The following is an 11,531-nucleotide window of genomic DNA, read 5'->3' on the forward strand; positions in this document are numbered from 1 at the left end:
GCGGGAAGGTGCTGCGCGCGTGGCGGGCAGCGTTGAAAGGGATTGATGCAAAGCGATGTGGTGAACAGGGGGCTGTCCGAACTGCGTCGCGTGCGCAGGCGCAGCCGCGGGCTTTATTGGGCGGTGGCCCTGTTCAGCCTTTTTGCCAATATGCTCATGCTCACCGGCCCGCTCTATATGTTGCAGGTCTATGACCGCGTGCTCGGCTCCGGGTCAGAGGAAACGCTGATCGCCCTCTCGGTTCTTGTGGTCTTTCTCTATGCGGTGATGGGGCTTTTGGATTACACGCGCGGTCGGATCATGGCGCGGGTGGGGGCGCGGTTTCAATCCGATCTCGACCGGCGGGTGTTCGACGCGGTGGTGCGCAAATCCGCCGTGGCGCCGGACGTGAAAACCAACGCAGGCCTTGCCGATCTCGAAGCCGTGCAACGCCTCATGACCTCCCCGGTGCTGATGGCCGCCTTTGACGCGCCATGGACGCCGATCTTCTTCGCCGCGATCTTTCTGTTCCATCCGATGCTGGGCTGGCTGGCCTTGGGCGGTGCCGCCGTGCTGGTGGCAATCGCGGTGGCCAATCAGATGCTGTCGCGCGAAAGCCAAGCCCGGGCTGGCATCTCGGGGCAGGCGGCGGATGCCATGTCGGGCCAGATCAGGGTCGAGGCCGAGATGGTGCAGGCCATGGGGATGCGCGATGCCGCCTTTACCCGCTGGCAGCAGGCCCGGGGGCAGGCGCTGGCGCAGCAGGTGAAGTCGACCGACGTGGGCGGCACTTTCACCGCGATGACCAAGACGCTGCGGTTGTTTCTGCAATCCGCCATGCTGGGCCTTGGCGCTTGGCTGGTCTTGAAAAACCAGATGACGCCGGGCGCGATGATCGCAGGCTCGATCCTCTTGGGTCGGGCGCTGGCCCCGGTGGAACTGGCGTTGAACCAATGGCCCGTGGTGCAGCGGGGCCGGGCCGGTTGGGCCAATCTGGCGCAGCTTTTGGGTGCGGTAGGGGAGGAGCCCGCGCGCACGGCCCTGCCACAGCCAAAGGCGAAACTGGCTGCCAAGGCGCTGACCGTCGTGGCACCGGGTGAGAAACAGGCGGCGCTCAAGTCGATCAACTTCACCGTAGAGCCGGGGCAGGCGGTCGGCGTGATCGGTCCCTCGGGGGCGGGGAAATCGACCTTGGCCCGCACACTCACAGGGGTCTGGCCGCCTGCGGGCGGGTCTATCCGCCTCGACGGGGCCGCGCTTGAGCATTACGGGAGCGAGACCTTGGGGCGGCATATTGGATATCTGCCGCAGCGCGTTCAACTGTTCGACGGCACCATTGCCGAAAATATCGCCCGCCTCTCCCCCGAGCCCGATGACGCCAAAGTGGTCAAGGCGGCCAAAATGGCGGCGGCCCATGAGATGATCCTCGAATTCCCGCAGGGCTATGACACGCCCATCCGCGCGGGGCAGGTGCGGCTTTCGGGCGGGCAGATGCAGCGGATCGGGCTGGCGCGGGCGCTTTATGATGACCCGGTGATCGTCGTGCTGGATGAGCCGAACTCGAACCTCGACAACACCGGCTCGCAGGCGCTGAACCACGCGATCCGGCAGATGAAGGCCAGCGGGCGGTCGGTGCTGATCATGGCGCATCGCCCGGCGGCCATTCAGGAATGCGACACGCTGCTGGTGCTGGATAACGGCATGCGCAAAGCCTTTGGCCCCAAGGATGAGGTGCTGGCCGGGATGGTGCAAAACCACCGCGAGATTCGGAAAGCGCCCGCGCGCTCGGGGGGCGTGGTATGAGCGGTCGCGAGGACAAAGACTGGTCGGCGAGGCGGCCCTTGATCCTTGGCTTCATCGGGCTGCTCCTGCTCTTCGGCGGTTTCGGCACTTGGGCGGTGACCAGCCAAATCGCCGGGGCGGTCGTGGCTTCGGGCCGGATCGAAGTCGACCGCAACCGGCAGATCGTCCAGCATGAGACCGGCGGCGTGGTGGCCGACATCCTTGTGGATGAGGGCGACAGCGTCGCTGCCGGGGATGTGCTGCTGCGGCTGGATGCGGAGCAGTTGACCTCGCAATTGGCCATTGTCGAAGGGCAGCTTTACGAGCTTATGGCCCGCCGCGGACGGCTGGAGGCGCAGCGCGACGAGGTCGAGACCGTCACCTTCGACGAAGAGTTGCTGACCGCCGGGACGGCGAACCCCGATGTGCAGGAACTCGTGGACGGGCAGCGCAACCTTTTTGACGCGCGCCGGGTCAGCGTGGCGCAAGAGCTTGAGCAATTGGGCAAGCGCCGGGCGCAGATCAAAGCGCAAATTCGCGGGGTCGATGCGCAGGAGGCCGCGCTATCGCGGCAGCTGGAACTGATCGAAGAGGAATTGGCCAATCAGCAGTCGCTGCTGGACCGGGGGCTGACGCAGGCCTCCGCCGTGCTTACCCTGATGCGCGAACAGGCCCGGCTGCGCGGCCAGATCGGAGAGCTTTCGGCGCAAAAGGCGCAGTCGCAAGAGCGTGTGACAGAGATCGACATCGAACGGCTGAAACTGCGCTCCGCCGGGCGGGAAGAGGCGATCACCCAATTGCGCGATCTGCGCTATCGTGAGTTGGAGATGGCCGAACAACGCCGCGCGCTCAGGGCCGAGATTGACCGCCTTGATATTCGCGCGCCGGTGTCGGGGGTGATCTATGGCATGCAGGTGCAGACCCCCCGCTCGGTTGTCCGCGCGGCGGAGCCGCTGATGTATCTCGTCCCGCAGGACCGTCCGCTGATCATCGCCTCGCAGGTGCAGACAATTCACATTGATCAGGTCGCCGTGGGCCAAGAGGTGAACCTGCGTCTTTCGGCGCTGAACCAGCGCACCACGCCGGAACTGGTGGGCAAGGTATTGCAGGTCTCCGCCGACTCCATCGAGGATAACGCCACCGGTCAGAGCTATTACCGGGCCGAGATTGCGCTGAACCCCGGTGAGACGGATAAGCTGGAGGCGGGCACCATCCTGCTCCCCGGCATGCCGGTCGAGGCCTTCATCCGCACCGGTGAGCGCTCTCCCATGGCCTATTTGCTGAAACCGATGGCCGACTATTTCGCCCGCGCCTTCCGCGAAAGCTGAGGCGGGGCAGGTGGCAAAGGGGCTTTCCCTTGGCGCGGCTGGCGGTTAGCGTCCGCCCAGAACCGCAACCAAAGGAAGCCCGTCATGTCCCTGACCGCCCGCCTTGCCGATCTCGGCATCACCCTGCCCGACGCGCCCGCGCCCGCCGCGAACTACGTGCCCTTCGTGGTCACCGGCAATACCGTCTATGTCTCGGGCCAGATCTCCAACGGGCCGGATGGGTTGATCACCGGGCGTTTGGGCGCCGATATGGATGTCGACGCCGGTGCCGCCGCCGCGCGCAGCTGCGCGCTGAGCCTTCTGGCGCAGGTCCGCGCCGCCTGTGATGGCGATCTGGACCGGCTCAAGCGGGTGGTGAAACTGACCGGCTTCGTGAATTCCACTGCCGATTTCACCGACCAGCCGAAGGTGATCAACGGCGCCTCCGATTTCATGGTTGAGGCCTTGGGCGACGCGGGCCGTCACGCCCGCTCTGCGGTCTCTGCCGCGTCGCTGCCGCTGGGGGTCGCCGTCGAAATCGAAGGCACCTTTGAAATCGAATGACCCTTCCTGCCGCCTTTTTGAACATTCCGCTGGCGCATCGCGCGTTGCATGACCTCGCCGCTGGACGGCCCGAGAACAGCCGCGCCGCCGTGCGCGCGGCTGTCGATGCGGGCCTGGGCATCGAGATCGACCTGCAACTCAGCGCCGATGGCAAGCCGATGGTGTTCCACGATTACGGGTTGGAGCGGCTGACGGCAGAGCGGGGCGCGGTTCGGATGCGCGACGCAAGGGCCCTTGCCGCGATCCCGCTGAAGGGTGGCGATGAGGGCATCCCGACGCTTGAGGAAATCCTCGACCTCGTTGCCGGGCGCGTGCCGCTCTTGGTGGAGTTCAAGGATCAGGACGGTGCCATGGGGCCGGATGTCGGTGCGCTTGAGGCCGCCGCGGCGGAACTGCTTGGCCGTTACCGGGGTGATTTGGCGGTCATGTCCTTCAACCCGCATTCGGTGCGCGCGCTGGCCCGGCTTTTGCCCGAGGTGCCGCGCGGTCTGACCACCAGCGCCTATCGCCCCGATGAATGGCCGCTGCCCGCCGCGACCTGCGACCGGCTGCGCGAGATTCCCGATTACGCCGACAGCGGGTCTTGTTTCATCAGCCATGAGGCCGACGATTTGAACCGCCCGCGCGTGGCGGAACTCAAGGCCGAGGGGGCGGCGGTGCTCTGCTGGACGATCCGCAGCCAAGCGAAGGAAGAAATCGCGCGTCAGGTGGCGCAGAACGTGACCTTCGAGGATTATCTGCCGCGCCCGCGCCCTTGATCTGCGAGCCCGAGGCCACACATAGGACGCAAGGCAGGCAAGGTTCAGATGAACGCGCAGGAAATCGAGATTACCGTGGTGCCGGAATTGGCGCAGATCGGCCAAGAGGATTGGGACGCCTGCGCCTGTCCCGAGGCCGCGGATGGGGGCCGTCCGCGCGACCCTTTCACCACCTATCGCTTCCTCTCGGCGCTTGAGCGCAGCGGCTCTGTCGGCCCCGGCACCGGCTGGCAGCCGCAGTATCTGGTGGCGCGGATCGCGGGGCAAGTGATCGCCGTGGCGCCGATGTATGCCAAATCGCACAGCCAAGGCGAATATATCTTCGACCACAACTGGGCCTATGCCTATGAACGCGCGGGTGGGCGCTATTACCCGAAACTCCAGATCGCGGTGCCACATACCCCGGCCACCGGGCGGCGTTTTCTGGTGCGTCCCGGGTTCGAAGAGGCGGGCACGGCGGCGTTGGTTCAAGGCGCGGTGCAGCTGACCGACAACAACGCCCTGTCCTCGCTGCATGTGACCTTTTGCACCGAGGGCGAAGTCGCGCGGGCCGAAGAACTCGGCCTGATGAGCCGCAAAAGCCAGCAATTCCATTGGCACAACCGCGATTATGCCGATTTCGACGGGTTCCTCGCCAGCCTGTCTTCGCGCAAGCGCAAGAACATCCGCAAGGAACGCGCGCAGGCGCAGGCGTTTGGCGGCACGATCCATACCTTCACTGGCGACGAGATCGCGCCGGAACATTGGGACGCCTTTTGGCAGTTCTATCAAGACACCGGCGCGCGGAAATGGGGTTCGCCCTATCTCACGCGGGACTTCTTTGACCATGCGCAAGAAAGCCTGCGCGGCGATATCGCTTTGGTGCTGGCCGAGCGCGACGGGCGTTGGGTGGCCGGGGCGCTCAACTTCATCGGGCGCGAGACGCTCTTTGGCCGCTACTGGGGCTGCACCGAGCACCACCCCTTTTTGCATTTCGAACTGTGCTATTATCGTGCCATGGATTTCGCCATCGCCCATGAGCTTGCCCGTGTCGAGGCGGGCGCGCAGGGCGAACACAAGCTCGCGCGGGGCTATCTGCCTTCGCCCACATGGTCGCTGCATTGGATGCGCGACCCGGGCTTTGCCGCCGCCGTGGGGGAGTATTTGCAGGCCGAACGCGACGCCGTGGACGAGGAGATCAGCGTGCTGACCGACTACGGCCCTTTCAAAAAGACGACGATCGAGGAACAAGAATGACCGAGAGATTGAGCATCGAGACCCGCAAGACCCTGCTTCAGCCGCTGTTTAATACGGGCTGGGAGATGGTGGAAGGCCGGGATGCGATCCACAAGACCTTCAAGTTCAGTGATTTCGCCGATGCCTTTGGCTGGATGACAAGGGTGGCAATCTGGGCGGAAAAATGGAATCACCATCCGGAATGGAGCAACGTTTACAACCGGGTGGAGGTGACGTTGATCACCCATGACGTGGATGGGCTCAGCTCGCTCGACGCGAAGCTGGCGCGCAAGATGGATGGTCTCTTTGGGGCCGGGAAAGACTGACGGAGAGACCGGATGCAAGATTTGTTTGAAACCGAGTTGTGGCAGGGCAAGACAGTCGCCGATCTGCTGACGCTGGAATTTTTGGCCAGCGCGGCGGGGTCGGTGATCGCCGCGATTGTCATTCTGCTGTTGGGCTGGATCCTGTCCACTTGGCTGCAACATCGGGTCGAGAATCTGGGCAAACGGCACAAGCATCTCGATGAGATGCTGTTCGAATTCCTCGCCTCCATCGTGCGCTATGTGGTGCTGGGGTTCACCGTTCTTTTTGTTCTCAATACCTTCGGGGTCAAGACGACATCGGTCGTGGCGGTCATTGGTGCGGCGGGTCTGGCGATTGGTCTGGCGCTGCAGGGCACCCTGTCGAACGTGGCTGCGGGGGTCATGCTGATCCTGTTCCGCCCGATCAAGATCGGCGATTTCGTAGAGATCGCGGGCGAGATGGGGACGATCAAGCAGATCAACCTAAACTACACCGTTCTGGCCGATCTCAGCAACGTGCAGGTCATCGTGCCAAACTCCGAGGTTTGGGGCAATGTGATCACCAACTACTCGGTCAACCCCACACGCCGGGCGGAGTGGACCTTTGGCGTGGGCTATGGGGCGAACCTCAAGACCGCCGAGGATATCATCCGCAGCACGATCATGTCGGACGAGCGGGCGCATACGGATCCCGAGCCCTTCATTCAGGTAAACAACCTCAACGACAGTTCGGTGGATTTCCTTGTGCGGGTCTGGTGCAGCGCGGGGGATTACTTTGCCTTCAAGGCCGATATGACCCGCAAAGTCAAAGAAGCGTTGGATGAGGGCGGGGTGGATATTCCGTTCCCCACGCGCACCATCGTGCAGGCGGCGGAGTAAGGCGTCTGAAGGGGCGTTGCCTGCTGAAACGAAGGGCATCGCCCTCCCTGGGGGGCGATGAGGGGCTTGCTGTATGGCGGGCCGGTTCACCCTAAATTGAGGTTCCGTCTGCCAGACCCTTGCAAAATCGCCCTCCGGGGGGAGGGAGGGCGATGCCCGGTGTGCCACCGGGCGGATCGTTGGAAGGGCAGCGCCTGATCCGCTCAGTCGCTGCCCGTCACTTTACATATTGTCCAACAGCGCTTCGCCGCCGGAAATCTCGCAGGTGCCGGCGCGTTCTTCGGGCTGCCAGAGCGTCACCTTCCCGTCTTCGACCAGCATCGCATAGCGTTTGGACCGGCTCACCAGCCCGGCGCCCTCGGCGTCGAACTCCATGCCGATGGCGCGGGTGAATGCGCTGCTGGCATCGGCGAGCATGGTGATCCCGGCCTCGGTTGCGCCGGTCGCCTCACCCCAAACCTTCATCACGAAAGGATCGTTGCAGGAGATGCAGATCACCTCATCCACGCCCTTGGCGTCGAACTGATGCTTGGTGCGCACGAAGCTGGGCACATGGGCAGAGTGGCAAGTCGGCGTGAAGGCGCCCGGCACGGCAAAGATCACCACTTTGCGACCTTTGACCTTGTCGGCCATCTGCACCGGCTCCGGCCCATCGGCGCCCATCTGAACCAGTTTCGCGTCCGGCAGTGTCGAACCTTGAGAAATCGTCATGGGATAGCCTCTCCTGTCATTGCGGTTGTCTTGGGGCCAAATATAGGCTTTGACCGCGACTGAGACCAGATCAATCGGGGGATGGCAGATGCAGCATGTGGTGGTGATCGGAGCCGGGCAGGCGGGGGCGTCATGCGTGGCAAAACTGCGTAGCGGCGGGTTCGAGGGGGAAATCACCCTCATCGGCGCCGAGCCCTGCGCCCCTTACCAACGCCCGCCCCTGTCCAAAGGCTACCTGCTGGGGGAGATGAGCCAAGAGCGTCTTTTGCTCCGACCCGAGGCATTTTACGCCGATCAGGGCATTACGCTGAAAACCGACTGCCGCGTTACGGCGATTGATCCCGCGGCGCGGGTGCTGAGCACCTCCGACGGCCCGGTCGCCTATGACGAACTGGTGCTGACCACCGGTTCGACCCCGCGCCGCTTGCCCGCCGCGATCGGCGGGACGCTGGAGGGTGTCTTTACCGTGCGCGATCTGGCGGATGTGGATGCCATGGCCCCGCGTTTCGTCACGGGCGCGAAGGTGTTGATCGTCGGCGGCGGTTATATCGGGCTGGAGGCGGCGGCGGTCGCGGCCAAGCTGGGGCTCGAGGTCACGTTGGTGGAAATGGCCGACCGGATCCTGCAACGGGTGGCCGCGCCCGAGACCAGCGATTATTTCCGCGCCCTGCACGAAAGCCATGGCGTGCGCCTGCGCGAAGGCGTGGGGCTGGAGCGGCTTTTGGGCGCGGGCCAAGTCACTGGCGCACGGCTGAGCGACGGCACAGAGATCGCCGCCGATTTCGTCATCACCGGTGTCGGCATCGCGCCCGACATCGCGCTGGCCGCCAGCGCGGGGGTCGAGATCGAAAATGGCATCAAGGTCGACGCGCAGGGCCGCACGAACCTGCCCGGCATCTGGGCGGCGGGCGATTGCACCTCATTCCCCTATCGCGGCGGGCGCATCCGTCTGGAAAGCGTGCCGAACGCCATCGACCAGGCCGAGGTTGTGGCGGAAAACATCCTCGGCGCGGGCAAGGACTATATCGCCAAACCGTGGTTCTGGTCTGATCAATATGACGTGAAACTGCAAATCGCCGGGCTGAACGCAGGCTATGACCGCGTCGTCACCCGCCGGAGCGCGGGCAGCGCGTCCTTCTGGTATTACCGCGGTGAGACCTTGCTGGCCGTCGATGCCGCGAACGATCCGCGCGGCTATATGGTCGGCAAACGGTTGATCGAAGCGGGCAAATCGCCCGATCCCGCCTTGGTCGCGGACCCTCAGACGGACCTCAAAGCGCTCCTGCGGGCATGAGGATCATCGCCGGGAAATACCGGGGCCGCCCGCTGGCGGCACTTGGCAAGGGCGATGCCGGGGCGCATCTGCGTCCGACCTCGGACCGGGTGCGCGAAAGCCTTTTTTCGATGCTGACCCATCACGACGTGATCGAAGGTGCGCGGGTGTTGGACCTCTTTGCGGGCACCGGCGCGCTTGGGTTCGAGGCGCTGTCGCGCGGGGCTGCAACGGTTTGTTTCGTCGAGAATGGCCGCACCGGGCAGCGGCTGATCGGAGAGAATATGCGCAAGCTGGACACGGCGGCGGACACGCAATTGCTGCGCCACGATGCCACGCGGCTGGGGCCGTGGGCGCAGGCGGCTTTCGACCTGGTCTTTCTCGACCCGCCCTATGGCAAATTCATGGGGCAAAAGGCGCTTGGCGCGGCGGCCGAAGGCGGCTGGCTCGCCCCCGGCGCGATGGTTGTCTGGGAGGAAGGCGCTCCCATGCAGGCGCCTGAGGGATTCGCCCGGATCGACACGCGCAAATATGGCGATACCCATGTGACCCTGCTGGAACGGGCCACCAACTAACGGGATTTCGCAGGTTCAGCCCGACTGAGGTTGCACCTTGTCTTTTCCGACCAAATAAGTCACCTATTGCGAGAAGGCCCCGCGCCCCGCGCCGGGACCATGGTGATTTTCAAGGAAGGACATCCGATGCGCCTCAAAACGTCCACGGCCATTGCGCTGGTCACATTCGCCGCCGCCCCGGCATTCGCCCAAGGCAAGGCCGAGGTGCTGGACACCTATGCCGACATCGCGCAGGCCGGATACGAAGACAGTCTGACCACCGCGCAGACCCTGCAAGCCGCCGTCGAGACGCTGATCGCCTCCCCCTCTGCCGAGGCGCTTCAGGCCGCGAAAACCGCATGGCTGGCCGCCCGCGTGCCCTATCAGCAGACCGAGGTGTTCCGCTTTGGCAATGCCATCGTCGATGACTGGGAAGGCAAGGTAAACGCATGGCCGCTGGACGAAGGTCTGATCGACTATGTCGACGCCTCCTATGGTGGTGAGACGGATGAGAACCAACTGGCGGTTCTGAACGTCATCGCCAACCCGAGCTTCACGCTCGGCGGGGAAGAGGTGGACGCCACCGAGATCACGCCTGACCTGCTCGAAGGGCAGTTGCATGAGGCGGGGGCGGTCGAGGCCAATGTCGCCACCGGCTACCATGCCATCGAATTTCTGCTCTGGGGCCAAGACCTGAACGGCACCGACCACGGCGCGGGTGACCGTCCTTGGACCGATTACGCGGCGGGTGACGACTGCACCGGCGGCAATTGCGACCGCCGTGGGCAATACCTCAAGGCCGCCACCGATCTTTTGGTCAGCGATCTGGAGTGGATGGCCGGTCAATGGGCCGAAGGCGGTGAGGCACGCGCCGCCGTGCTGGCCGACGAAGACGCGGGGATCGACGCGATCCTGACCGGCATGGGCTCGCTTTCCTACGGCGAACAGGCCGGGGAGCGGATGAAGCTGGGCGTCATGCTGAACGACCCCGAGGAAGAGCATGATTGCTTCTCGGACAACACCCACAACAGCCACTACTACGACGGGCTGGGCGTGCGGAATGTCTATCTGGGCGAATACCTGCGTGTCGATGGGCGCGTGGTCTCGGGCGCGTCGCTGTCCGATCTGGTGGCCAGTGCTGACGCGGGTGTCGACGAAGACCTGCGCGCCAAGCTGAACGCCTCCATGGTGGAGCTGGGCCAGATCAAGACTGCCGCTGAAGCGGGTTTCAGCTATGACATGATGCTTGAGCGCGGCAATGCCGAAGGCGAGGCGCTGATCATGGGTGCGGTCGACGCGCTGGTGAACCAGACCCGCGCCATCGAACGCGCGGTGACGGCTCTGGGCGGTGACGAGATCGCCTTCGAAGGCTCCGATAGCCTCGACGCGCCGGAGGCCGTCTTCCAGTAATCCTAAACTATCCCCCGGGGCGCGCTGTCGCGGCCCGGGGCCAGCCAAGGAATACGCAACACCATGATTGTTTGTCATTGTCAGAACATCACCGATCGCGACATCAACAATGCCATCGACTGGATGCGCGCCTCTGACGCACGTACGGTCATCACGGCCGGTAAAGTCTACCGCGCTTTGGGCAAAGCGGCCGATTGTGGGGGTTGTATGCCTCTGTTCTTGTCTACCATGCGCGGAAATGGCAACTTTTCCGTGCCGGTGCTGACAACCACTCTATGTCAGGCAAAACCAAACAAGGAGACAGGTTCATGAAGGGCGACGACAAGGTCATCGAATATCTCAACGCGGCATTGCGCAGTGAATTGACGGCGGTCAGCCAGTATTGGCTGCATTACCGCCTGCAAGAAGACTGGGGCTATGGCCGGCTTGCCGATAAATCGCGCGAGGAAAGCATCGAAGAGATGAACCACGCCGACAAGCTGATCGAGCGGATCATCTTCCTCGAAGGGCACCCCAATCTGCAAAAGCTGGACGCGCTGCGCATTGGTGAGACGGTCAAGGAGTGCCTCGAATCCGATCTTGCCGCCGAACATGAGGCCCGCACCCTCTATATCGAAGCGCGTAATCACTGCGATCAGGTGGGCGATTATGTCTCGAAGAACCTGTTCGAAGAATTGATTGCCGATGAGGAAGGGCATATCGACTTCCTCGAAACCCAACTGGCGCTTCAGGCGGAACTGGGCGAGGCCGTCTATGGCCAACTTCAGGCCAAGCCGACAGACGAGAGCAAGTAA

General features: G+C 63.8%; 13 protein-coding genes. 12 read left to right on the forward strand and 1 reads right to left on the reverse strand.

Annotated elements, in window-relative coordinates; all coding sequences use genetic code 11:
• Positions 1–45: 45 nt before the first annotated feature.
• The 7 genes from ACGYK7_RS02420 to ACGYK7_RS02450 all read left to right on the forward strand — a co-directional run bounded on the left by ACGYK7_RS02420 (position 46) and on the right by ACGYK7_RS02450 (position 6,789).
• On the forward strand, positions 46–1,782 hold the full coding sequence (locus ACGYK7_RS02420; RefSeq protein WP_394398650.1) for a type I secretion system permease/ATPase: 1,737 nt from the start codon (positions 46–48) through the stop codon (positions 1,780–1,782).
• The gene (locus ACGYK7_RS02425; RefSeq protein ID WP_394398652.1) at positions 1,779–3,089 is read left to right on the forward strand and encodes an HlyD family type I secretion periplasmic adaptor subunit; all 1,311 of its coding nucleotides are present in this window, start codon (positions 1,779–1,781) and stop codon (positions 3,087–3,089) included. The genes ACGYK7_RS02420 and ACGYK7_RS02425 overlap by 4 nt, the downstream gene beginning before the upstream one ends.
• 84 nt (positions 3,090–3,173) lie before the next feature.
• Positions 3,174–3,632, forward strand: coding sequence for a RidA family protein (locus tag ACGYK7_RS02430; protein WP_394398654.1), 459 nt, complete (start codon positions 3,174–3,176; stop codon positions 3,630–3,632).
• Entirely contained in the window at positions 3,629–4,390 is a 762-nt protein-coding gene (locus tag ACGYK7_RS02435; RefSeq protein WP_394398656.1) for a glycerophosphodiester phosphodiesterase family protein, read from the forward strand. The genes ACGYK7_RS02430 and ACGYK7_RS02435 overlap by 4 nt, the downstream gene beginning before the upstream one ends.
• Before the next feature lie 48 nt (positions 4,391–4,438).
• Positions 4,439–5,626 carry a GNAT family N-acetyltransferase gene (locus tag ACGYK7_RS02440; protein WP_394398658.1) on the forward strand — a complete coding sequence of 396 codons (1,188 nt, stop codon included), beginning with the start codon at positions 4,439–4,441 and terminating at the stop codon, positions 5,624–5,626.
• Complete coding sequence (locus tag ACGYK7_RS02445) at positions 5,623–5,931, forward strand: 4a-hydroxytetrahydrobiopterin dehydratase (protein WP_243262074.1); 309 nt, start codon at positions 5,623–5,625, stop codon at positions 5,929–5,931. The genes ACGYK7_RS02440 and ACGYK7_RS02445 overlap by 4 nt, the downstream gene beginning before the upstream one ends.
• A 12-nt stretch (positions 5,932–5,943) precedes the next feature.
• A complete protein-coding gene (locus ACGYK7_RS02450; RefSeq protein WP_394398660.1) occupies positions 5,944–6,789 on the forward strand; it encodes a mechanosensitive ion channel family protein in 846 nt (281 codons plus the stop codon).
• A 222-nt stretch (positions 6,790–7,011) separates the two neighbouring features.
• Here ACGYK7_RS02450 and ACGYK7_RS02455 read toward each other — a convergent pair whose 3' ends face one another.
• Positions 7,012–7,500, reverse strand: a complete 489-nt coding sequence (locus ACGYK7_RS02455) for a peroxiredoxin (protein ID WP_394398662.1) — start codon at positions 7,498–7,500, stop codon at positions 7,012–7,014.
• Positions 7,501–7,588: 88 nt separating this feature from the next.
• On the opposite strand from ACGYK7_RS02455, the gene ACGYK7_RS02460 reads away from it, so the two are divergent.
• From ACGYK7_RS02460 to bfr, 5 genes are all read left to right on the forward strand, one after another.
• Entirely contained in the window at positions 7,589–8,794 is a 1,206-nt protein-coding gene (locus ACGYK7_RS02460; RefSeq protein ID WP_394398664.1) for an NAD(P)/FAD-dependent oxidoreductase, read from the forward strand.
• Complete coding sequence (rsmD, locus tag ACGYK7_RS02465) at positions 8,791–9,348, forward strand: 16S rRNA (guanine(966)-N(2))-methyltransferase RsmD (protein ID WP_394398666.1); 558 nt, start codon at positions 8,791–8,793, stop codon at positions 9,346–9,348. The genes ACGYK7_RS02460 and rsmD overlap by 4 nt, the downstream gene beginning before the upstream one ends.
• Positions 9,349–9,474: 126 nt before the next feature.
• A complete protein-coding gene (locus ACGYK7_RS02470; protein WP_394398668.1) occupies positions 9,475–10,737 on the forward strand; it encodes an imelysin family protein in 1,263 nt (420 codons plus the stop codon).
• 63 nt (positions 10,738–10,800) lie between these two features.
• Complete coding sequence (locus ACGYK7_RS02475) at positions 10,801–11,049, forward strand: bacterioferritin-associated ferredoxin (protein WP_067266845.1); 249 nt, start codon at positions 10,801–10,803, stop codon at positions 11,047–11,049.
• The gene (bfr, locus tag ACGYK7_RS02480; RefSeq protein ID WP_394398670.1) at positions 11,046–11,531 is read left to right on the forward strand and encodes a bacterioferritin; all 486 of its coding nucleotides are present in this window, start codon (positions 11,046–11,048) and stop codon (positions 11,529–11,531) included. The genes ACGYK7_RS02475 and bfr overlap by 4 nt, the downstream gene beginning before the upstream one ends.

This window comes from Sulfitobacter sp. 1A15299 (assembly GCF_043556915.1).
In the GTDB taxonomy this organism is placed as follows: domain Bacteria; phylum Pseudomonadota; class Alphaproteobacteria; order Rhodobacterales; family Rhodobacteraceae; genus Sulfitobacter.

What these genes read in the sequence shown, in the direction of transcription:
- ACGYK7_RS02420 (WP_394398650.1), top strand. Translation starts at nt 46, where the DNA reads ATGCAAAGCGATGTGGTGAACAGGGGGCTGTCCGAACTGCGTCGCGTG.
- ACGYK7_RS02425 (WP_394398652.1), top strand. Translation starts at nt 1,779, where the DNA reads ATGAGCGGTCGCGAGGACAAAGACTGGTCGGCGAGGCGGCCCTTGATC.
- ACGYK7_RS02430 (WP_394398654.1), top strand. Translation starts at nt 3,174, where the DNA reads ATGTCCCTGACCGCCCGCCTTGCCGATCTCGGCATCACCCTGCCCGAC.
- ACGYK7_RS02435 (WP_394398656.1), top strand. Translation starts at nt 3,629, where the DNA reads ATGACCCTTCCTGCCGCCTTTTTGAACATTCCGCTGGCGCATCGCGCG.
- ACGYK7_RS02440 (WP_394398658.1), top strand. Translation starts at nt 4,439, where the DNA reads ATGAACGCGCAGGAAATCGAGATTACCGTGGTGCCGGAATTGGCGCAG.
- ACGYK7_RS02445 (WP_243262074.1), top strand. Translation starts at nt 5,623, where the DNA reads ATGACCGAGAGATTGAGCATCGAGACCCGCAAGACCCTGCTTCAGCCG.
- ACGYK7_RS02450 (WP_394398660.1), top strand. Translation starts at nt 5,944, where the DNA reads ATGCAAGATTTGTTTGAAACCGAGTTGTGGCAGGGCAAGACAGTCGCC.
- ACGYK7_RS02455 (WP_394398662.1), bottom strand. Translation starts at nt 7,500, where the DNA reads ATGACGATTTCTCAAGGTTCGACACTGCCGGACGCGAAACTGGTTCAG.
- ACGYK7_RS02460 (WP_394398664.1), top strand. Translation starts at nt 7,589, where the DNA reads ATGCAGCATGTGGTGGTGATCGGAGCCGGGCAGGCGGGGGCGTCATGC.
- rsmD (WP_394398666.1), top strand. Translation starts at nt 8,791, where the DNA reads ATGAGGATCATCGCCGGGAAATACCGGGGCCGCCCGCTGGCGGCACTT.
- ACGYK7_RS02470 (WP_394398668.1), top strand. Translation starts at nt 9,475, where the DNA reads ATGCGCCTCAAAACGTCCACGGCCATTGCGCTGGTCACATTCGCCGCC.
- ACGYK7_RS02475 (WP_067266845.1), top strand. Translation starts at nt 10,801, where the DNA reads ATGATTGTTTGTCATTGTCAGAACATCACCGATCGCGACATCAACAAT.
- bfr (WP_394398670.1), top strand. Translation starts at nt 11,046, where the DNA reads ATGAAGGGCGACGACAAGGTCATCGAATATCTCAACGCGGCATTGCGC.